This window comes from Enterobacter sp. BIDMC 30 (genome assembly GCF_000534355.1).
GTDB classification, from domain to species: Bacteria; Pseudomonadota; Gammaproteobacteria; order Enterobacterales; family Enterobacteriaceae; genus Enterobacter; species Enterobacter ludwigii.
The window spans coordinates 2,210,386-2,231,909 of the sequence record NZ_KI973169.1; the positions used below are offsets into that span (position 1 = coordinate 2,210,386).

Sequence of the window (21,524 nt, forward strand, 5' to 3'; positions counted from 1 at the left end):
TGTTCTTTTGCACATTATGGAGTGGCTATGCGTGTTGTCATACTGGGAAGTGGTGTGGTTGGCGTAACCAGCGCCTGGTATTTAAGTCAGGCGGGGCATGACGTTACCGTTATCGATCGTGAGCCAGGCCCTGCGCTGGAAACCAGCGCGGCGAATGCCGGGCAAATCTCTCCGGGCTATGCGGCACCGTGGGCGGCTCCCGGTGTGCCACTGAAGGCGATTAAATGGATGTTCCAGCGCCATGCGCCGCTGGCCATTAGCCTCGACGGCACGCAGTTCCAGCTTAAGTGGATGTGGCAGATGCTGCGCAACTGCGACACCCGCCATTACATGGAAAACAAAGGGCGTATGGTGCGTCTGGCGGAATACAGCCGTGACTGCCTGAAAACCTTGCGCGCCACCACAGGCATCGAGTACGAAGGCCGTCAGGGCGGTACGCTGCAGTTGTTCCGCACGGCGCAACAGTACGAAAACGCCACCCGCGATATCGCCGTGCTGGAAGATGCCGGTGTTCCGTATCAACTCCTCGAGGCCAGTCAGCTGGGGCAGGTTGAACCGGCGCTGGCGGAGGTGTCCCACAAACTGACGGGCGGCCTGCGTTTACCCAACGATGAAACCGGCGACTGTCAGCTCTTTACCCAGCGTCTGGCGCAGATGTGCGAGCAGGCAGGGGTAACATTCCGCTTTAACACGCCCGTCGATAAATTGCTGTCGGAAGGCGGTAATATTTACGGCGTGAAGTGCGGCGAAGAGGTGATCAAAGCGGATGCCTACGTCATGGCCTTTGGCTCTTACTCCACCGCCATGCTGAAGGGTATTCTGGACATTCCGGTCTATCCGCTGAAGGGGTACTCCCTGACCATCCCGGTGAAAGAGGACAGCGGTGCACCCGTCTCCACCATTCTGGATGAAACCTATAAAATCGCCATTACCCGCTTCGACAACCGTATCCGCGTAGGCGGCATGGCGGAGATTGTCGGCTTCAACACCGAGCTGCTGCAGCCGCGTCGTGAAACGCTGGAGATGGTCGTGGGCGATCTCTTCCCACGCGGCGGTTTTGTCGAGCAGGCCACGTTCTGGACCGGTCTGCGTCCAATGACGCCAGACGGCACGCCGATTGTGGGCCGCACCCCGTTCAAAAACCTGTGGACGAATACCGGACACGGCACCCTCGGCTGGACAATGGCCTGTGGCTCAGGTCAGCTGTTGAGCGACTTGATTTCCGGGCGCACCCCGGCAATTCCGTTTGACGATTTAAGTGCCGCGCGCTATCAATCTGGGTTCACCCCCTCGCGTCCACAGCACCTGCACGGCGCGCATAACTAAGGAGTTGTCATGTCCCGTCCTGTTCTGGCTCAGCTGGACTTGCAGGCCCTGAAGGATAACCTGCAGATTGTTCGCCGTGCTGCGCCAGGTTCACGCGTCTGGTCGGTGGTGAAAGCGAACGCCTACGGCCACGGTATTGACCGCATCTGGAGCGCGCTCAGCGCGACCGACGGTTTTGCGTTACTGAATCTGGAAGAGGCCATTTTGCTGCGCGAGCGCGGCTGGAAAGGCCCTATCTTATTGCTGGAAGGGTTCTTCCATGCCGACGATCTGCCGTTGCTGGATAAGTACCGGCTGACCACCAGCATTCACAGCAACTGGCAGGTTAAAGCCCTGCAGGACGCCAGACTGCATGCCCCGCTCGACATTTATCTCAAGGTGAACAGCGGCATGAACCGCCTGGGCTTCCAGCCCGAGCGGGTACATACGGTATGGCAACAGCTGCGCGGCATCAAGAATGTGGGCGAAATGACGCTGATGGCGCACTTTGCCGACGCGGAAAAACCCGATGGCATCGCCGAGGCGATGGTGCGGATTGAGCAGGCGGCTGAAGGTCTGGCGTGTTCGCGCTCGCTCTCTAACTCGGCGGCCACGCTGTGGCACCCGGAGGCGCACTACAGCTGGGTACGCCCGGGGATCATTCTGTACGGCGCGTCACCGTCAGGGCAGTGGCAGGATATTGCTAACAGCGGCCTGAAACCGGTGATGACCCTACGCAGCGAAATCATCGGCGTACAAACGCTGAAGGCCGGTTCCACGGTGGGCTACGGCAGCCGTTACCGGGCGACAGGCGAACAGCGAATTGGCATTGTGGCGGGAGGCTATGCCGACGGCTACCCGCGTATCGCTCCGACCGGCACGCCGGTGTGGGTGGATGGTGTTCGCACGGGTACCGTGGGGACGGTCTCAATGGATATGCTGGCGGTAGACCTCACGCCGTGCCCGCAGGCGGGGATTGGTTCACCGGTTGAGCTGTGGGGAAATGAAATTAAAATTGACGATGTGGCCGCTGCTGCAGGGACCGTTGGCTATGAGCTGATGTGCGCTCTGGCGCCGCGCGTACCGGTTGTGACGGTGTAACTATGCGATGTGCCGGGGGGCGATAACGCCTTCCCCGGCCAGTAAGACACGAAACCTAAACTATTCTGACTCTTCTTCCATCGGCCTTACGCCGACTTTGCGTACCGCGTTATCTTCTTTCTCGGCCACCGTCCAGATCATCCCGGCAAACTCGACCTGGTCACCGACAACGGGTGCTGCGCCAAGCAGTTGCTGGATAATTTCCCCCAGCGTTTGCTGCTTATCGCGATACTCCAGCCCTTCATCCAGACCGTAAATCAAGGCAACATCTGCAAATTTGGCGCTCGCTTCCAGAATAAAATCGCCGAAGAAACGCTGATCCAGCGCCACCGGTGGCGACTGGCTGAACAATTTACCCAGTGCGGGCAGGTCGCGCTCGCGGCCAATTACGCACAAAATATCCCCTTCACGCAGACGGGTGCTGCCGGTAGGGTGAAGCAGAACATTGTCGCGGAACAACGCGGCAATCCGCGTTTCGGCGGGCATATGCAGATCGCGCAGCGACGCGCCCACGCACCATTTGTCTTCGCTAAGCTGATACACAAACTGTTCCCACGGGTTTTCCGGATGAATATCCAATCCGACGCGGGAGACGGGCCAGCCAACGGGGGGGATCACCACTTTTGCCTTTTTCGCCGCCCAGCCGAGTGACGTGCCCTGGAACAGGAGTGAAATCAAAACAACGAAGAATGCGACGTTGAAGAACAGTCGGGCGTTATCCAGACCCGCCATCATCGGGAACACGGCAAGGATAATCGGCACCGCGCCGCGCAAACCCACCCAACTGATAAAGATACGCTCGCGCAGGTTAAAGCCGCGAAACGGCAGCAGGCCTGCAAACACCGACAGTGGACGGGCGAAGAAGATCATCCACGCCGACAGCATCAGCGCCGGCACGGCGATAGGCAGCAGGTCTGAAGGGGTAACCAGCAGGCCAAGCACCAGGAACATGCCAATCTGCGCCAGCCAGGCCAGTCCGTCGAAGTTCTGCAAAATGGCGTGACGGTTGCGAATAGGGCGGTTACCCATCAGGAAGCCGCAGAGGTAGACGGCAAGAATGCCGCTGCCATCCAGCGCGGTGGTGACGGCAAAAATCAGAATGCCGCCGCTCAGCGCCAGCAGAGGGTAAAGCCCGGCGGGAAGTGAAATCCGGTTGATCATCTGCTGCAGCAGATAGCCGCCGCCGAGGCCAAGAATAATCCCCAGACCAAACTGCTGCAGGATATGCCAGGCAAACATCCAGCTCAGCCCGCTTTCGTGCTGCTGGATCATCTCAATCAGCGTGATGGTGAGAAACACCGCCATGGGATCGTTACTGCCGGATTCAATCTCAAGCGTGGAGCCAACACGTTCGTTAAGCCCTTTACCGCCAAGCAGGGAAAAGACCGCCGCCGCATCGGTTGAACCGACAATAGCGCCAATCAGCAAGCCTTCCATGATATTGAGATGGAACAGCCAGGCGGCCATCATCCCGGTCAGGCCGGATGTGATTAATACGCCTACGGTCGCGAGCGACAGCGCCGGCCCTAAGGCGACGCGGAACGAGCTCGCCTGAGTGCGCATCCCGCCGTCCAGCAGGATCACTGCCAGCGCGAGGTTACTCACCATGTAGGCGAAAGGGTAGTTATCGAAAGGAATACCGCCGATGCCATCGATGCCAGCCAGCATGCCGATAGCAAGGAAAATAACGAGAATAGGTATGCCGAGACGCGATGAAAATGAACTTAATAATATACTACAGGTTACAAGCACAGAACCCAGAATGAAAAGGCTGATTATCGCTGCGGCATCCAATGTTGTCTTACTCCCACCTCAATGTTAACGCTGTTACTAAAACCCTAACATATTAACCACGGCAACAGCGTTTTATTAAGGGGTTTAACGGCTTTTTTATGCCTTTATGACCGGATGACCGCTTATTGTTAACCGACTGCCTGAATCATCATGTATCAGGGACGCATGTGCCCCCAGCGCAAGGGTTACGGTTTGTTGCTCATGGCCAAAATCCAGACCGGTGATAACCGGGATATCGAGACGGGAACGGATGAAATCAACCATCGTTTCAAGGGAGTAACCGGCGTCGTAATCATTGGGTGCCGCACCGCTAAAACTGCCCAGCACGATTGCTGACTGACGTTCAAGGATCCCGGCATGATAAAGCTGCAATAACATGCGCTCGACGCGGAACGGATGTTCGTTAATATCTTCCAGCACCAGAATGCCGTCTTCGATGTCCGGCAACCACGGCGTACCGATGAGCGAGACCAGCATTGCCAGGTTACCCCCCCAGAGTTGGCCTTCACAGGCCCAGTGCGGCCCCTGGCCTTGCCACGTTATACTGTAGGTTGGGTTTCGCAGGGCGCGCCAGAAATGCTCAAGGGTAAACGCATCGAGCGCCGGCGCACCAAAATTTCCGGCCAGCATCGGGCCGCTGAAGGTAATGACGTTATGCAGCGCCAGCAGCCCAAGCTGGATCACCGTGAAGTCGCTGTGGCCGCATATCAGCAGCGGGTCCTGCTGTTGACGCTGCGCCAGACCTTGCCAGTCAATGCTCTCCAGTAACCGGCTCGCGCCGTAGCCCCCCCGCACCGCAAGCACGATCCGATCCTCACCCTTCAGGTTCACCAGGCTGTTGATATCATTCAGTCTCTGGGCCTCGGTTCCGGCAAAACGCTGCTGGCGGCGAGGGATAATCGTCTGATTTTCTACCTGGTGGCCGAAGCCCAGTAAGCGCTGAACGCCCCGTTGTGCCGCGTCCTGATTGATGCAGTAGCCCGACGGTGCGATAAGATGAAACTGAGACATGGCAATTCCTTGCTGAATGAGAAACTAATTGTCTATATCATGCCGCTTATACGCTGCCCGCTTCAAGGGGTGGCGCACTGCGATGACCGGCTATAAGGATAGATGACGTGAAATTGAGATGGTTTGCTTTTTTGATTGTGTTGCTTGCGGGCTGTAGTTCCAGACATGACTATCAAAATCCGCCCTGGAACCCGGAAGTGCCGGTGAAACGGGCCATGCAGTGGATGCCGATCAGCGAGCAAGCCGGGAAGGCATGGGGCGTCAGTCCGCGTCTTATCACCGCGATCATTGCCGTTGAATCCGGCGGTAATCCCACGCTTGTCAGCAAATCAAACGCAGTGGGGCTGATGCAGCTTAAAGCGTCTACCGCAGGTAAAGAGGTCTACCGCTACATGGGCTGGAGCGGTCAGCCGTCGACCAGCGAGCTGAAGAACCCGGAGCGTAATATCTCCATGGGGACAGCCTATCTCAGCATTCTGGAGCATGGCGTACTGAAGGGCATCGACGACCCGGAAGTGATGCAATACGCGCTGGTGGTCTCTTACGTCAACGGGGCCGGGGCGCTGTTGCGAACCTTCTCCTCTGACCGTAAAGAGGCGATAGAAGAGATTAACGGCATGGACAAAGATGAATTCGTTGAACATGTGGCGAAAAATCATCCGGCACCACAGGCTCCGCGTTACATCTGGAAAGTACAGAAAGCGATGGATGCCATGTAATGCCGCAGGCGGGCGGCGGTCACGCTGCCCGTTTTCCTCACAGAACTTTATTCGCACGTTCCCGTGCTTCGCGCTCCAGTGCAAAGATAATGCGCTGCAGTTCGCGCTCTGAACCGGGTCCAACGTTCAGGAAGCGGAAACTCAAACGTGGCGTGGTAATCGTTTCGTTTTTGCTGTCCACCACCTTCCGCTCGCTGATGGCAATCAACTGGGCATCAAAATAAAACCGTCCCCAGCCGGCCATATCCAGTTCAATTTGCGAGAATCGCATGCCTTCGACCAGTCCGTCAGGTTTCGGCGTATCCATCAGCGCGCCCATACCGCCCAGCGACAGGTCGAAGAGGCGGAAGCGGAGCTCTTTTTTGTCCGGCATTTTAGCCTTACAAAAATAGGCAGGGTGAAGGGGGGCGCTGATGCGGAAATATTCCCGGCGCTGCACAAACCACAGGTTGGCAGGCAGCGGTGTGACAAACGCGGGAAGACCCTGGTATTCGCTCATCTCAAGGCGCGGAAGCACAAATTCCACTTTTGCACCGTGGGTCTCTGCCATCACCGCGAGTTTCTCTGCTTTCAGTGCGGCGCGGTTTTCATACTCCTGACTGCCCAGATCGATAACCAGTCGCTCCTGCGAGACGTCGAGGATCTTGCTGATGAACTGATTGTTTGACCAGCTGATGCGCAGCGGCACTTCACCTTTTTGCAGGTCACGCAATACCCCTAATACAGCCAGCGGATTTTGCTTGAGGAACTGCTCACTGTAATTACTCACGCCGGATGGCTCCTTGATAGATGACAGACTGTCTTTGCGTTATCGGCACTGCACAATGAAACTTAATACAAACCGATGAGTTTTTTTTCAGATTGCAGAGAAGATAAGTCGGTGAGATGAAATTAGTTTTCCAGGGATGACCTATACTTAAGTTACCTGCGCAGAAGGTTTTCTGCGCATGCATTAAACCTGCAAGAGGGCATCGCTATGGGTATTATCGCCTGGATTATCTTTGGTCTAATTGCTGGCGCTATCGCTAAACTTATCATGCCGGGAAATGATGGCGGCGGCTTCATACTGACGTGTGTGCTCGGTGTCGTGGGGGCGGTTGTAGGCGGCTGGCTGGCGACGATGTTTGGCTTTGGTGGCAGCATCAGCGGTTTTGACCTGCACAGTTTCCTGGTGGCTGTCGTGGGTGCCATTGTGGTGCTGGGCATTTTCAGGTTACTGCGACGGGCATAACTTCACTAAAACGGCTCTCAAGGAGGGCCGTTTTTTTACGTGCATATTGATTTGCTAATCGAAATGATAATAATTGTCGTTCCTGATTACATTTAATCACAAGACGACTTTATGAACCCCTCTCGTTTCACGTTATGCGCGTTGGCAGGAGCCGTGACGCTGGCATTGCAGGTACAGGCGTTTGCCGAAGAATCAACCATCGTAGTCACGGGCTCAGAGCAGGGCAGCGTACTGCCCTCCTGGACGAACAGCGCAACCAAATCAGCCGTTGCCGAGAGTAAAACCCCGCAGGTGATCAATACCCTGTCGGCGCAGGAAATCGATAAACGTCACGCGAACTCCGTGAATGAGATCCTGCGCTATGCACCGGGTGTGTCGACCGAGGTGCGCGGAAACACCTCCTACATGAGCGAATATAAAATTCGTGGATTTACCGTCGATCAGGAGTTCTACAACGGGCTGCAGTTACCCTATAACGTCACCGGCAATACCAAAGCCCGCATCGATCCGCTGTTGGTTGAAAGCGTTGATATTCTCAAAGGTCCCTCATCGGTACTGTACGGCGGAGCCTCGCCGGGTGGGCTGGTGAATATTCAGAGTAAAAAACCGCAACAAGCCGCCCGGACCGAACTGGGTTTTAACACCGGCACCCGTAACCTGAAAGAGGGGTATCTGGATTCGACCGGGCAAATTGCCGATAGCGACTGGAACTACCGTCTGCTGGGGAAAGCGACGGAAAGTGACGATCAGCCGCACACCTCCCGGTATGAAAACTACCTGGTTGCGCCGTCTGTCACCTGGCAACCGGACAACAAAACGCGTCTCACCCTTGATGCGCTGGCGCAAAACTCCCCAAGCCTGACGCCGTCTAACCCGCTGCCGCTCGCCTGGCTGCGTTCGAAATATGCGGGCAAGCGGGATTATGCCGGCGACGAATGGAGCGGGTTTAAACAGCGCCAGTGGATGCTGGGTTACAGCTTTGAACATGAGTTTGACAGCGGCTGGGGCTTTAACCAGAAGGCGCGCTATTTTGACATTGATACCCACCAGCGCAGTATTTATGCAACCGGGCCGGGCAGTGAAGTCAATCAGCTTAACCGCTTTGCCTACACCACGGATGAAGATCTCCGGAGCTTCAACATTGATAATCAGGTGACCAAAACCGTTGCGCTGGGTGAGTGGAAACACCATCTGCTGGCCGGGTTTGACTACCAGAAGTTGAATTCCCACTTCCACTACCGCTATGCCTCGACAACACCGGGGATTGATATGCGCAATCCGGACTATTCACAGGTCCATGAGGATGCGCTGGGGCTGTATACCGCGCAGAAAAACCGTCTGAGCTATCAGCAGAATGGGTATTACCTGCAGGATCAGGTGGAGTTTGGCGGCTTAAATCTGTTGGGCAGCCTGCGCTATGATGATTATCGCTCCGTCACCACCGATTATCTGCATAACGGCGACAAGGCGTGGGTATCGCAGGATCGCGTTACCAAACGACTGGGCGCGCTCTACGCCTTCGACAACGGTCTCTCTCCGTTTATCAGCTATTCAGAAGGGTTTGCCCCGGTCTCGCCGCAGGGAACCCTGACGGCGAAAGAGGTCAAGCCGACCACCAGCAAGCAGGTGGAGGGCGGGGTGAAATATCTGCTGGCAGAGTACGCCACCACCTTTACCGCCTCAGTGTTTACTATTCGCCAGAAGAATGTCGTCACCTCCGATCCCGGCTTCCTGAACTATCGTCAGACCGGCGAAGTGGAGTCTAAAGGGGCGGAGTTGTCTGTGATTGGCCGTCCGACAGACAATCTGAACCTGATTGCCAACTACGCATACACGCACGCCATCAATACGCAGGACGATAAGTATCAGGGCAAACGCCCTACGCAGGTGCCGGAAAATGCATTCAATCTGTGGGGGGATTACACCTTTGAGAATACGGCACTGAAAGGATTGATGCTGGGAGCCGGGGCGCGCTACACCGGGCCGATGGAGATTTCACCGGCGAACGACGCGGGTAAACTCGGTGGCACCACGCAGTACGATCTGGCGGCATCCTATCGGATGGGCGAAATTCTGCCTTCGCTTGAAGGGCTGACCCTGAAAGCGAGCGCGCAGAACATCACCAATAAAGAGACGTTGACCTGTTACGATGCGACCAACTGCTGGATTGGACGTGACCGAACCTATCAGTTAGGCGCGAGCTACAGCTTCTGACGCCCTGTTAAACCCCGTAAGACGGCCCATTCGCCCTCTCCCGGTGGGAGAGGGCGAGGGAATGAGGCCGCTTTATTGCGCCGTACTTTTCGCCGGCGCGGCAGCATCGTTTGCCGCCGGCTGATTCTCCGGCACGCTGTCGCACGGTTTCTCTTTCGGACAGACCAGATCCAGCATTTTCAGCGTCACGCCGTTGCTCCAGCCGAAGCCATCCTGCAGCGGATATTCACCGCCACCGCCCCCTGTACCGGTACTCGAAACGTCATACTTCTCTACCAGCTTCTGTTCGCGGTCATAGGTATGCTGAACATTTTTCAGGAAGCGCCAGGTCACATCCATTGCCACCTTATCCTGCCCGTAATTCTGCAACCCCTCCGTCGCCACCCATTGCAGCGGTGCCCAGCCGTTAGGTGCATCCCACTGCTGGCCGCTGTTGATGGTGGTGGTGGAAATGCCGCCCGGTTTGAGCAGGCGTGACGATGCCGCTGCAGCGACCTTATCAGCGCGATCCTGCGAAGCCGCCTTCACATAGAGCGGATAAAGTGCGGCTGCCGTAAGCTGATTACGCACCTTTTTACTCTTAAGATCGTAATCCGCGTACCAGCCCTCTTTATCATTCCACAGATGGCTCTCGATCGCTTTCTGACGCGCGGTCGCCAGCGCGTCATACTTGCTGGCAGCGGAGGTATCGCCGGATGCCTGGCTTGCCCTGGCCAGCAATTTTTCCATCTTAAACATCAGGGCGTTAAGATCGACAGGCACAATGCTGGTGGTGCGGATCGTGCCCAGTTTTTGCGGATCGTCCATCCAGCGGGAGCTAAAGTCCCACCCCGAGGCGGCCGCTGAGCGTAAATCGCGGTAGATCTCCGTGGCCGGTCGGTTAGGATTGCTTTTAGCGGTGGTAATATCATCGAGCCAGGATTCAGGACGCGGCGTATCGCGGTCATCCCAGTAGCGGTTGAGCACTGAGCCATCGTCCAGCTTCACCACACGTTTGTTGGCTTGTCCGGCCTGCAGCGTGTCGGCCCCCTCCATCCAGTAGGCGTACTCTTTCTCCATTTGCGGACGGTATTTCTTCAGCGCATCGCTGTCATGGGTCGCCAGCAACTCGACCATCAGCGCGAAGAACGGAGGCTGGGAGCGGCTCAGGTAGTAGCTGCGGTTGCCGTTCGGGATATGTCCCCAGCTGTCCAGCTCGTAAGCGAAGTTGTCGACCATATCGCTGATTTTGTCCCAGTGGCCACTCTCAGCCAGCCCTAACATGGTGAAATAACTGTCCCAGTAGTAGACCTCGCGAAAACGTCCGCCAGGCACGACATAGGGTTTAGGCAGCGGCAGAAGGGAATCCCACTTATTACTCGCTTTATCGGTGGTGCGGGTCAGTACGGGCCAGAGGTCATCAATGTGTGCACGTAAAGTTTGCCCGGCAGGCGGGACGTATTTTTCACCCTCCGCTGGCAGCGTAAAGTTCATTTCCACAAAGTGCTTCAGATCGAAGCCAGACTGGGTGCGCTGCATCCGATAATCCGCCAGAATCATCAGCGGATCGCTTTTCGGCACGGCGTCAGCAAAGGTCTTTTGATCGGGAAACAGTTTGGCACTTTGCACATCATTAAAGAGAGGACCAAGTAAAATATCGGGGGAGCTTGTCTGGGTGGTGAGGTGTTCTTCCGCATAACCCCATGTTGTCACACCGAGTAACGCGCCGCCCAAAGCCAGGTGCAAAAGAGCAGGGCGTAGTGTACGAGGTCTTATCATCGGTTCATCTCCTGTATTCGCTGAGCAGCGTTGCCGCTGTTATCAATCACCTGAAAACCTTAGACGAATATTGGCCGCTTCGCGTGTCGAATATCCCATTTTGCGCATAACCAGACAATTTACCGTCTGGTTATGCGCTGGAAGGGATTGGGAGAATTTGCTATCTTGATGAAAGATAATTCTTTTTTATGATAAATAATTATATTGCTTTTAATTTAATCAATGGGCGCAAATCATGGCGCGATAATAATATGCGCGGAATGCTCTTTTATTCCGGAATAGCGCAAGGTGCTCCCTTAGCACGCCCCATAATTAAATCGCGAAAGGCGACTGGCAAAAAATACGTATCGCTAACGCCTGGCTCAGACCTCTTCCGGGGTCTGGCTGGTCTCGCGCAACGTGCCCGGTGCATGCCCAATAATGCGCTTAAATGCCCGACTGAACGCGGCCAGTGAACCGTACCCCAGACGCAACGCGACGGTTTCAATGGGCTGATTTTCGTGGCGGATGTACTGAATGGCCAGCCGCATCCTCAGTTCGCTGAGATATTTTGCCGGTGTGGTTCCCGTGGCCGCCAGAAAACGTTCAGCAAACACGGAGCGGGAAGTGCCCGCTTCTTTCGCCAGATCCGCCACGCTCCAGTTCAGGCCTGGCTGCTGATGCATGGCGTAAATGGCCCGGCTCAAACGCGGGTCGCGCAATACCTGCACCCAGCCGGTAGCTTTGCCGCAGCCTCCTTCAACCCAGCCACGCACGATCAACGCGGCCACCACGTCGGCAAGTCGCGCGAGGATCCCGGCGAATCCGGCCTGGCGGGTCATTGATTCCCGCTCCATCGCTGCCAGCAGCGGATGAATTTCCGGCCATGTGGACATCAGCCGGCTCACCATCATCACTTCCGGCATCGCCTTGATCAGCGGCTGCATCCCACCCAGTTCAAAATCCATGCATCCACTGAAGATGATGGTGTTCTCGCTTTCCGGACACGGCTCACAGGTGATCGCGCAGACCGAACCGCAGATAGGCTCGCTGGGGAATGCACTGACCGGGGTAATGCTGGCGTGCTCGTCAGAGAGCAGGGCATGGGCGTTGCCGTTCGGGATAAAAAGGGCGTCGCCGCCATTCAGCGTGAAGGTGGCGCCACTCTCCATACGCAAAAGGGCGCTGCCGTGGCTGACAAAATGGAACTGGGCTTTGCCGGGCGCCTGGTGAAACGCCACGCCAAACGGCGCGCTGGCCTCAATTCGACGGTATTTCACGCCCGACAGGCGCATGCCGTGCAAAAGTTCGCTGATCAAATCGGGTGACTGTACGGTCATGACGCAACTCCGGACGAATAATCAATAAGTGGAGATTATATGTCATAGATCGTCCAGGGTGAACCCACTATGCTTTTGCGACAGTAGTCACATTTTTATAACGGGAGAACAACAGATGAATTCATGTGTCGTGGCGAGAGAGGCGGTCACGCCTGCAAAACCCGCCTGGCGAGCCGTCTACTCACTGGGGCTCGGCGTATTCGGCCTGATCACAGCAGAATTCCTGCCCGCCAGTTTGCTGACGCCGATGGCCGCGAGCCTGGGGGTGTCCGAGGGGATGGCCGGACAAGCGGTGACGGCCACGGCGCTGGTGGCGCTGGTCACCGGGTTGCTCATCACGCCGGCCACCAAAAATATCGACCGTCGCTGGGTATTGATGTTCTTCTCGGTGCTGCAGATCATCTCCAGCCTGCTGGTGGCTTTTGCGCCCACGCTGCACGTCCTGCTGATGGGCCGGCTGTTGTTGGGTGTGGCGATCGGGGGATTCTGGGCGATGTCGACCGCCACGGCGATGCGCCTGGTGCCCGCCGATAAAGTGCCGAAAGCGCTGGCGGTGATCTTCTCCAGCGTCTCGATTGCGACGGTGGTAGCGGCGCCGCTGGGAAGCTATCTGGGTAGCCTGATTGGCTGGCGTAACGTCTTTATTCTCTGCATTCTGCCGAGCATGCTGGCGCTGCTGTGGCAGCTCTGGGTACTGCCGTCCATGAAGCCAGAAAGCAGCGGCAGCCTGAGTACGCTGTTCCGCGTGCTGCGTCGTCCGGGGATGATTGGCGGCATGCTGGCGACCATTCTTATCTTCAGCGGCCACTTTGCCTTCTTTACCTACCTGCGTCCGTTCCTTGAAACGGTGGGGCAGGCGAGCGTGGAGAGCATCTCGCTGATCCTGCTGGGCTTTGGGATTGCCAACTTCATCGGCACCTCCGTCGCCGGGCATCTGCTGGCGCGTAATCTGCGCCTGACGCTGGCACTGGTACCGTTCGCGATGGGCGTGCTTGCTCTCACCATGGTGGCGTTTGGTCATCTGGCGATGCTGGACGGGTTACTGGTCGCGCTGTGGGGATTTGCGTTTGGTCTGGTACCGGTGGGCTGGTCAACGTGGCTTGCCACCACCGTGCCGGATGAAGCCGAAAGTGCGGGTGGTCTGCTGGTGGCCTCTATCCAGCTGGCGATAAGCGCCGGTGCGGCAGTGGGCGGGGCGGTATTCGACCTCAACGGTGCCAGCGGCGTCTTCGCGGGCAGCGGTTTCCTGCTGGTGACGGCCATGGTAATTGTATTTATGGGCGTGAAAGTCAAAGCAGAGTGACGAGCGCGTGCCCGGTCAGCGAAAGGCTACCGGGCAGCGACACCCACTCAGAGTGGGTGCAGGGGGAAGATTACAACCCTTTCTTATCCATCAGCACCGCCAGATCCACCAGACGGTTTGAGAATCCCCATTCGTTGTCATACCACGCCAGGATCTTCACCATTTTGCCGCCAATCACGAGGGTGGAGAGCCCGTCGATAATTGACGAGCGCGGGTCGCCCTGATAATCACTGGAAACCAGCGGTTCATCGCTGTAACCCAGAATGCCTTTCAGGGGGCCACTGGCAGCGGCTTTCCGGAAGGCGTCATTCACCTCCTCGGCGGTAACGTCACGGCTCAGGGTTACCGTCAAATCCACAATCGACACCACCGGAACCGGCACGCGCAGGGAATACCCGGTCAGTTTACCGTCAAGTGAGGGGATCACTTTCCCCAGCGCTTTCGCCGCACCGCTGGAGTAAGGCACAATCGACAGCGCTGCCGCACGTGCACCGCGCAGATCCTTCTCTGGCTGATCGTGCAGTGCCTGACTGTTGGTATAAGCGTGCGTGGTGTTCATCAGGCCATGCTCAATACCGAACTGCTGATGCAGAACCTGAGCGGCGGGGGCCAGGCCATTGGTCGTACAACTGCCGTTACTCACTACGTAATGCTGAGCCGGATCGTACTGTTCATGGTTGACACCCATGACCACCGTCAGGTCATCGTTTTTGCCGGGGGCGGAGATGATGACGCGCTTAGCCCCACCGTGCGTGATATGCACGGCTGCTTTTTCCCGCTCCGTAAAGAAGCCAGTGGCTTCAATAACCACGTCAACGCCGGCGTCACGCCACGCGATATTCGCCGGATCGCGTTCGCTAAAGACGACGATCCGCTGGCCATCGACCTGCAGTGCCCCGTCCGCGGCTTCAACGGGAGCCGGCAGCGTGCCGAGAAGGGAATCATGTTTGAGCAGATGGGCGAGGGTTCTGCTGTCCGTCAGATCGTTAATTGCCACAATCTGCACATCCGGGTTACCCAGCGCCGCGCGCAGGAAATTACGTCCGATACGACCGAAACCGTTAATGCCGACCTTAACCATAGTGCACTCCTTATCTCTGTTGTCTGGAGTCACTGTAGGCGTCAGGCCGGATGGCGTAAACGACAAAAAAGGATCACATTATGCCATTTTGCGACAGTGGAAGCGCTGACGATACTCGCCAGGCGTGAGGTGGAGTTGTTTCTCAAAGACACGACGCAAATTGATGCTGCTGCCAAATCCGCTCTGCTCAGCAATGCGCTCGAGAGGGTCGCTGGTCTGTTCAAGCAGTTGCCGGGCGGCGGCAAGGCGTGCTTCGGTGACATAACGCGCCGGAGAGGCGCCTGTTTCACGGGTGAACACGCGGGTGAAATTGCGCGGGCTCATCGCCGCTTTTTGCGCCAGATTTTCCACGCACAGGTCAGCGGTCAGGTTCTCCAGGATCCAGGTTTGCAGGTCGCTTATCGGGCCGGAGGTGCCGGGCTGCTGAAGATTATAGCGACTGAACTGCAGCTGCCCGCCGGGGCGGCGCAGATACATCACCATATCCTGCGCCACCTCGCGAGCGAGGGTAAAACCGTAATCGTCTTCCACCAGCGCCAGGGTCAAATCAAACCCGGAGCTAACCCCACCGGAGGTCCAGATGGGACCGTCCTGAATATACAGCGGGCCACCTTCCACATGGATGGCCGGGTACTGGGTTTGCAGGGTCTCCAGCAGCCGCCAGTGGGTGGTCGCCCGGCGTCCATCAAGCAGGCCGGTCTGGGCCAGCAGCATCGCGCCGCCGCAAATGGAGGCTATCCGCCGCGCGTGTGGCGCAGCCAGGTGCAGCCAGTCCACCACCGCCGTGCTCTCCTGCTCGTTCATTCCGCGGCCGGTGATAATAATCGTATCAAGCGGTTCACGCGGATCCAGCTCCGGCAGGCGATAATCCGCCAGCAGATTCAGGCCGGACTGGCCGTGGATCACCTGGTGAGGCTGGGTGGTGGCGATGATAATGCGGTAACAGGGATGGGCTAGGCCTTCCGGATGCAGCCGGTTCGCCTGCATCAGAATGTCTGCGATACCGGCGGCTTCAAACAGCATGCCGCCGTCAGGGACGATAATCAGGATCTTCTTCATGTCCTGAAAAGTACCTTTATTGCAAAATAAGTCAAGCTGCGAACGAGAGGGAGATCTCGCGCTGCCCGCGTTTCTGGCAAAGCAAAGCGATATAAGTTCTTTGTTATTTCAGGCGTTTTCCCCGATCGTCAGGGCATTCTCTCTGGCGAAACGGCGTCTGAAGGCATGGGTAAACGAAGCTCCCTCTATTTACATCCGCAACAACGCGATCAAATTCACCACCTCGCCTCGGGGTTTTTGTGGCGAAGCGAACTGCCCACGTGGATCGTCATCATCACCCTTTACAGTGGCTGGTTTGCCACGCTGGCGTACTGGAAAACGCTGGGATTGCTGCCCGCCACGCTGCTGCTCATCGGATTTACCACCTGGTATATGTCACTCCAGCATGAACTGATCCACGGCCATCCCACGCGGTTTGCCTGGCTTAACGCGCTGTTTGGCACGCTTCCGCTGGCGGTGTGGTATCCGTATGGTCTGTACCGGGACTCTCATCTTGCCCATCATCGCCACGATAGCCTGACGATCCCGGTGGATGACCCGGAGTCGTACTATTTTACCGAGGAGAGCTGGGCACGCTTTTCGCCCTGGCACAAGCGCGTGATCCATGCACGGAATACCTTCTGCGGCCGGCTGTTGCTGGCACCGCTGCTGGATATCCTGCAGACGCTGGCCAGCGCCGTGACGGCGTTTCGCCATCTTCACCTGCGCGCAATGGCAATGTGGCTCGTCCACGCGTCGCTGCTGGCAGCGCTGTTTGCCTGGATGATGCACAACGGTTTCTCGCCCGTCTGGTTTGTGCTGGCGGTAAGTTATCCGGCGCTGGCGCTGACCAAAGTGCGCTCCTTTTATGAACATCGCGCGGCGGATGATCCGCTGGCGCGTTCTGTCATCAACGAAGCAGGGCTGTTCTGGCGGGTGCTGTTTTTAAATCTTAACTACCATTCAGTCCATCACGATTTACCGGGTGTTCCGTGGTATGGGCTAAAAAGCGTCTATCTGCAAAACCGGGCGGCGTACCAGCGGCGTAACCACGGTTTCCTGGTCAGGGGTTATAGTGAATGGATGCGACAGTTTTGGGGGCGGGCGGTCAACGTCACCGCTCACCCAGGGCGTCAACACGAGGGAAGTCATGAGTAACCCGCTGGCGTTTCCGATGTATGCCATCAATCGCGCCGACACGGATGCCCTCTGGCGAGCGGTACAGCACCTGCTTGCTGAACGCGGCGTGCCGGTGAGCGAGGGCGTACCCGATGATTCTCTGCTGGCCCACTGGCAGCAGCCCGGGCTTGTCCTCAGCCAGACCTGCGGCTACCCGCTGATGACGCAATTGCCGGACGTACAGGTCGTGGGCTGTTTTCACTACCAGGCGCCGGGCTGCGAAGCGTTTTATTACCGTAGCCTTCTGGTGACGCGCGCCCAGAAGCGTACCCGGACACTGGCTGATTTTCGCGGCCGATGGGCGGTATGCAATTCTGCGGATTCGCAGTCCGGTTATCACGCGCTGCGAAAAAAAGTGGCGCCACTTGCACCCGATGGCCATTATTTTGCCCGGACGACCTTTAGCGGCAGCCATCGCCAGTCGCTGATTGATCTAAAAGAGGGTAAGGGCGATATCGCCGCTATCGACTGCGTGACGTACGCGCTACTGCAGCGTCATGAACCGGCGTTGCTCGACGGGCTGGCGGCGATCGACAGTACTCCCCTGACACCCGGGTTACCGCTGATTACCGCGCACAACACATCCCCTGAAACGCTTAACGCTATCCGTGATGCGCTGAACACGCTGGTGAATGCCCCGCAATACCGGGACGTTTGCAAGGCGGTGCTGATCGGCGGGTTCAATGTGGTGACGCGTCAGTCTTATTCGGTGTTGCTCGACTGACGCGTTATCACATGACCTCACTCAATGCCGTTGTTCTCTGCAAGATAAAGCGCCTGCGCGTCGGTGAAACAGCGCAGTGCCAGTGAGGAGACGGGGGCCTGTCGCCGCATGATCAGGCCGATCGGGGCTTCGATGTTCGAGTCGGTTATGGGGGTTATCCGGAAGTGGCTGTTCAGGTTCTCTAGCCCGTTGTTCAGCGGCATCACGGCACAGCAGACGCCGCTTTGTACCGCCTGAATGATCTGGAAAGTGGAATCGCTTTCGAAGACAGACTCGGGATTAATGCCCGCAGATTTAAAGCTCACCTCCATATGCTCACGATAATGCATCCCCTTGGTCAGAAACCCCAGCGGAAATGCCATCAGTTCCTGCCAGGTCAGCGTCTCCTGATCCAGCTGGAAGTGGCGGATATCGTGCAGCAATCCCATTTCGGTTTTTGGCAGCTGGATAATGTCAAACGGACGGGTGTCGATGCTGTTCAGGTAGCAAATCCCCAGTTCAAGCTGATTCCGGCTGACGCCGTCGGCAATTTGTTGTGAGGACATTGAGTAGAGGCTGTAGGTCAGCTCCGGGTATTTTTGCGTCAGTTGGCGGATAAAGATCATCGGATCTACGCTTGCCAGCGGCACCATTCCCAGACGCAATTCACCCACCACTTGCCCTTTGCACAGCGAGGCTTCGGCCTGCAGGCCGTCGTGAGCGGCCAGTACCGCGCGCGCCCATGCCAGAATGCGTTCGCCTTCGGGCGTAAAGCCTTCAAAACGTTGCCCGCGAGTAATCAGCACCAGCCCCAGCTCCTCTTCCAGGCTGCGAATACGCATGGAGAGGGTCGGCTGGGTGATGTTGCACTGCGAGGCTGCTTTACCAAAATGCCGGGTCTGATCGAGTGCGATTAAGTACTTTAGCTGTTTTATATCCATCGTATTTCTCTGCGTTGAAAGCCTTACAGCATGCGGATCTCTTTCGAACGCAGGATGAGGCGGACCGGAACCGATTTATAAGACGGCGTACCGCTGTCCTTATCCAGATAATCAAGCGGAACCAGTACGTTGGCCTCCGGGTAGTAAGCTCCGACGGAACCCGGCGCAATGCTGTAGGCCACAACGGTAATGTCTTCCAGACGCTGAACGCTCCCCGGCAGGGCGGTTTCGATATCCACGCGATCGCCATGCTCCAGGCCTGACTGCGCCATATCGTCTTCATTCATAAACAGCACATCGCGACGGCCAAAGACGCCGCGGTAACGGTCATCAAGGGCGTAAATGGTGGTGTTGTACTGGTCGTGGCTGCGCAGCGTGATCAGGCGCAGCACATTATCGCCTTCACCACTGGCGTTCTCATTGACGCCGTCGAAAACCGAAAACATCGCTTTGCCCGTCGCCGTTGGCCAGATACGTTCTGTGGGCGGCAGCGGCATGCGAAAACCACCAGGAATGCGGATCCGTTCATTGTAATTCTCGAAGCCCGGAATGGTCTGCTCAATCAGGTTGCGGATACGGTCATAATCCTCAACCAGCGTCATCCAGTCCACGCGGGTCTCCCGCAGGGTGGCTTGCGCCATTCCGGCGACAATGGCCGGCTCAGCGCGCAGGCGCGGAGAGGCGGGTTTCAGCTTGCCGGAAGAGGCATGCACCATCGACATCGAGTCCTCCACGGTAATGGACTGGCGTCCGGTGGCCTGGACATCCAGCTCGGTACGACCGAGGCACGGCAAAATAAAGGTCTCTTTCCCCACCAGCAAATGGGTGCGGTTGAGCTTGGTACCGATGTGAACGCTCAAATCCAGCGTATTCATTGCCGGAAAACCGTTCTCGTGATCGGGCATCGCCACTGCAAAATTTCCACCCAGACAGATCAGCGCTTTTGCACGTCCGTCGATCATGGCCTGTGTTGCCTGCACCGCATCATGGCCGTGGTGAGCAGGGGGCTCAAAACCGAATACCTCCTTCAGGCGGTTGAGAAATGCCGGTGTCGGTTTCTCGCTTATGCCCACGGTGCGGTTACCCTGAACGTTCGAGTGGCCGCGCAGTGGGCATATCCCCGCGCCGGGTTTGCCAATGTTACCGCGCAGCAGCAACAGATCAGCGATCAGGCGGACATTCGCGGTGCCTTTATTATGCTGGGTGATGCCCATCCCGTAGGTGATGATGGTGGCATTCGATTTTGCGTAGGCCTCGGCCACGGATTTGAGCGCTGCCCGGCTCAACCCGGATTCACGCTCAATGGCCTCCCAGTCGGTTTGCGCAATATCCGCAGCAAACGCCTCAACGCCCAAGGTGTGTTCAGCAATAAAGGCGCGATCGAGCACGTTTCCGCGTTCGTTCTCCATCTCCAGCAGGTGTTTTGCGATCCCTTTTAACGCAGCGGCATCGCCCCCGGCTTTCACCTGGAAATAGGTGGAGGCGATATCGGTAGAGCTGTAGGTTGCCATCTCAATAACGCTTTGCGGATCCGCGAAACGTTCCAGCGCGCGCTCGCGCAGGGGATTAAAGACGATAATCGGTACCTTGCGGCGAGCCAGCTCATGCAGCGTGCCCATCATCCGCGGATGGTTGGTCCCAGGGTTATGACCAATGGAGATAACCAGCTCCGTTTTATCGAAGTCATCAAGTGAGACGGTCCCTTTCCCGATACCAATGGAACGGGGTAAACCGACGCTGGTGGCTTCATGGCACATATTCGAGCAGTCGGGGAAGTTATTGGTACCGTACTCGCGGGCGAACAGCTGGAACAGATACGCTGCTTCGTTCGAGGCTCTGCCGGAGGTATAAAATTCGACCTGGTCAGGCTCAAGACCGCGCAGCACCTCACCGATACGCTGGAAAGCGTCGTCCCATTCCACTGGCTGGAAGGTATCACTTGCCCGGTCATAGCGCAGGGGATGGGTGAGACGACCGTAACCTTCCAGCTCAAAGTCAGATTTAGCCAGCAGCGAGGACACGCTGTTTTTGGCGAGAAAATCCGTGGTGACGCGTTTATTGGTGGCTTCCCAGGTGACGGCTTTCGCCCCGTTCTCACAGAACTGGAACGTGGATTTGTGTTCTTTATCGGGCCACGCACAGCCAGGGCAGTCAAAACCGTCAGGCTGGTTTGTGCGCAGCAGGGTTGCGGGGGCATCCAGCGTATCCATTTGGGTACGTACCGCAATGGCCGTCGCCTTTAACGCCCCCCAGCCACCGGCTGGGCCGTCATAGTGCCTGATACCGGGAACTGAGCGTCTTTTCTTATTCATACCAACTCCTGACTTGTGCGGTCATGACATCACCTGCGCCTATAAACCACCGGGTTTGCCAATAAGCGAAAACAATGATGGCGTCTGTTACCAGAGGCCAGAGCAAAGTTAAATGCATTGAATTGAATGGCGATATTTTACAGTGGATTACATGCTAATCGGTGTAAACTTTTAAAGAAATTATAACGAAATTTTATCATTTTTATAATAAATCTTATCTATCACCTGTTCACTCTGCGCTATGGCGAAAGCGAAGCGATGATGAAGTCAGCGTTAAATTTCAGATGAAGGTGGCTGAAGGGCAGGGCGACGAAGACCCCTGCAGGCAGGAGGAATCGGTGCAAATTAATCGTCGCTTTAACCAGGAATATGTAGCTGTGCTTAATTGTTAATATCGGAGAATTACCAGATTAAATCCGAAAGGGAGATTAAAAGACAAACTTATTTTGAGGTGTAAAATTAACTTTTCTCAGTTTCCCTGAAACAATTTCATATATTGAGACAGGTCTGGCTGA

The 21,524-nt window shown here is 56.7% G+C and carries 17 protein-coding genes; 8 read left to right on the top strand and 9 right to left on the bottom strand.

Annotated elements, in window-relative coordinates:
- Positions 1-27 precede the first annotated feature (27 nt).
- Both L466_RS11775 and dadX read left to right on the top strand, forming a co-directional pair.
- Positions 28-1,326 (top strand): D-amino acid dehydrogenase, encoded by a 1,299-nt coding sequence (locus L466_RS11775; RefSeq protein WP_020883441.1) that lies wholly within the window; start codon positions 28-30, stop codon positions 1,324-1,326.
- Between the two features lie 9 nt (positions 1,327-1,335).
- Complete coding sequence (dadX, locus tag L466_RS11770) at positions 1,336-2,406, top strand: catabolic alanine racemase DadX (protein ID WP_025203876.1); 1,071 nt, start codon at positions 1,336-1,338, stop codon at positions 2,404-2,406.
- 60 nt (positions 2,407-2,466) lie between these two features.
- Here dadX and L466_RS11765 read toward each other — a convergent pair whose 3' ends face one another.
- Both L466_RS11765 and ldcA read right to left on the bottom strand, forming a co-directional pair.
- Positions 2,467-4,200, bottom strand: coding sequence for a potassium/proton antiporter (locus L466_RS11765; RefSeq protein ID WP_014170573.1), 1,734 nt, complete (start codon positions 4,198-4,200; stop codon positions 2,467-2,469).
- A 96-nt stretch (positions 4,201-4,296) separates the two neighbouring features.
- The gene (gene ldcA / locus L466_RS11760; RefSeq protein ID WP_014170572.1) at positions 4,297-5,211 is read right to left on the bottom strand and encodes a muramoyltetrapeptide carboxypeptidase; all 915 of its coding nucleotides are present in this window, start codon (positions 5,209-5,211) and stop codon (positions 4,297-4,299) included.
- A 107-nt stretch (positions 5,212-5,318) separates the two neighbouring features.
- Here ldcA and emtA point away from each other — a divergent pair, with 107 nt between their 5' ends.
- The gene (gene emtA / locus L466_RS11755) at positions 5,319-5,930 is read left to right on the top strand and encodes a membrane-bound lytic murein transglycosylase EmtA (protein WP_014170571.1); all 612 of its coding nucleotides are present in this window, start codon (positions 5,319-5,321) and stop codon (positions 5,928-5,930) included.
- A 37-nt stretch (positions 5,931-5,967) separates the two neighbouring features.
- Here emtA and L466_RS11750 read toward each other — a convergent pair whose 3' ends face one another.
- Positions 5,968-6,699, bottom strand: coding sequence for a flagellar brake protein YcgR (locus L466_RS11750; protein ID WP_020883443.1), 732 nt, complete (start codon positions 6,697-6,699; stop codon positions 5,968-5,970).
- A 207-nt stretch (positions 6,700-6,906) separates the two neighbouring features.
- Here L466_RS11750 and L466_RS11745 point away from each other — a divergent pair, with 207 nt between their 5' ends.
- Both L466_RS11745 and L466_RS11740 read left to right on the top strand, forming a co-directional pair.
- The gene (locus tag L466_RS11745; protein ID WP_010432765.1) at positions 6,907-7,161 is read left to right on the top strand and encodes a GlsB/YeaQ/YmgE family stress response membrane protein; all 255 of its coding nucleotides are present in this window, start codon (positions 6,907-6,909) and stop codon (positions 7,159-7,161) included.
- A gap of 111 nt (positions 7,162-7,272) precedes the next feature.
- Positions 7,273-9,375 (top strand): TonB-dependent siderophore receptor, encoded by a 2,103-nt coding sequence (locus tag L466_RS11740; protein WP_032680792.1) that lies wholly within the window; start codon positions 7,273-7,275, stop codon positions 9,373-9,375.
- A gap of 72 nt (positions 9,376-9,447) precedes the next feature.
- On the opposite strand, the gene L466_RS11735 is transcribed toward L466_RS11740, so the two are convergent.
- Together L466_RS11735 and L466_RS11730 are read right to left on the bottom strand one after the other, a co-directional pair.
- Positions 9,448-11,133, bottom strand: a complete 1,686-nt coding sequence (locus L466_RS11735; protein WP_032680794.1) for an alpha,alpha-trehalase — start codon at positions 11,131-11,133, stop codon at positions 9,448-9,450.
- Positions 11,134-11,495: 362 nt separating this feature from the next.
- A complete protein-coding gene (locus L466_RS11730) occupies positions 11,496-12,452 on the bottom strand; it encodes an AraC family transcriptional regulator (RefSeq protein ID WP_032680795.1) in 957 nt (318 codons plus the stop codon).
- Positions 12,453-12,567: 115 nt separating this feature from the next.
- On the opposite strand from L466_RS11730, the gene L466_RS11725 reads away from it, so the two are divergent.
- Complete coding sequence (locus L466_RS11725) at positions 12,568-13,755, top strand: MFS transporter (RefSeq protein ID WP_032678410.1); 1,188 nt, start codon at positions 12,568-12,570, stop codon at positions 13,753-13,755.
- Between the two features lie 70 nt (positions 13,756-13,825).
- Here the strand turns inward: L466_RS11725 and gap are convergent, their stop codons facing one another.
- Both gap and L466_RS11715 read right to left on the bottom strand, forming a co-directional pair.
- Positions 13,826-14,836 (bottom strand): type I glyceraldehyde-3-phosphate dehydrogenase, encoded by a 1,011-nt coding sequence (gap, locus tag L466_RS11720; RefSeq protein WP_032680796.1) that lies wholly within the window; start codon positions 14,834-14,836, stop codon positions 13,826-13,828.
- 78 nt (positions 14,837-14,914) lie between these two features.
- Positions 14,915-15,895, bottom strand: a complete 981-nt coding sequence (locus L466_RS11715) for a GlxA family transcriptional regulator (protein WP_014170563.1) — start codon at positions 15,893-15,895, stop codon at positions 14,915-14,917.
- Positions 15,896-16,060: 165 nt separating this feature from the next.
- Between L466_RS11715 and L466_RS11710 the strand changes: the two genes are divergently transcribed.
- Together L466_RS11710 and L466_RS11705 are read left to right on the top strand one after the other, a co-directional pair.
- Positions 16,061-17,032 (top strand): fatty acid desaturase, encoded by a 972-nt coding sequence (locus tag L466_RS11710; RefSeq protein ID WP_032680797.1) that lies wholly within the window; start codon positions 16,061-16,063, stop codon positions 17,030-17,032.
- Positions 17,025-17,777 carry a phosphate/phosphite/phosphonate ABC transporter substrate-binding protein gene (locus tag L466_RS11705; protein ID WP_032680798.1) on the top strand — a complete coding sequence of 251 codons (753 nt, stop codon included), beginning with the start codon at positions 17,025-17,027 and terminating at the stop codon, positions 17,775-17,777. The genes L466_RS11710 and L466_RS11705 overlap by 8 nt, the downstream gene beginning before the upstream one ends.
- Before the next feature lie 17 nt (positions 17,778-17,794).
- Here the strand turns inward: L466_RS11705 and L466_RS11700 are convergent, their stop codons facing one another.
- Together L466_RS11700 and L466_RS11695 are read right to left on the bottom strand one after the other, a co-directional pair.
- Positions 17,795-18,697, bottom strand: a complete 903-nt coding sequence (locus L466_RS11700; RefSeq protein ID WP_020883452.1) for a LysR family transcriptional regulator — start codon at positions 18,695-18,697, stop codon at positions 17,795-17,797.
- A 23-nt stretch (positions 18,698-18,720) separates the two neighbouring features.
- Positions 18,721-21,009 carry an FdhF/YdeP family oxidoreductase gene (locus tag L466_RS11695; protein WP_032680799.1) on the bottom strand — a complete coding sequence of 763 codons (2,289 nt, stop codon included), beginning with the start codon at positions 21,007-21,009 and terminating at the stop codon, positions 18,721-18,723.
- Positions 21,010-21,524 lie beyond the last annotated feature (515 nt).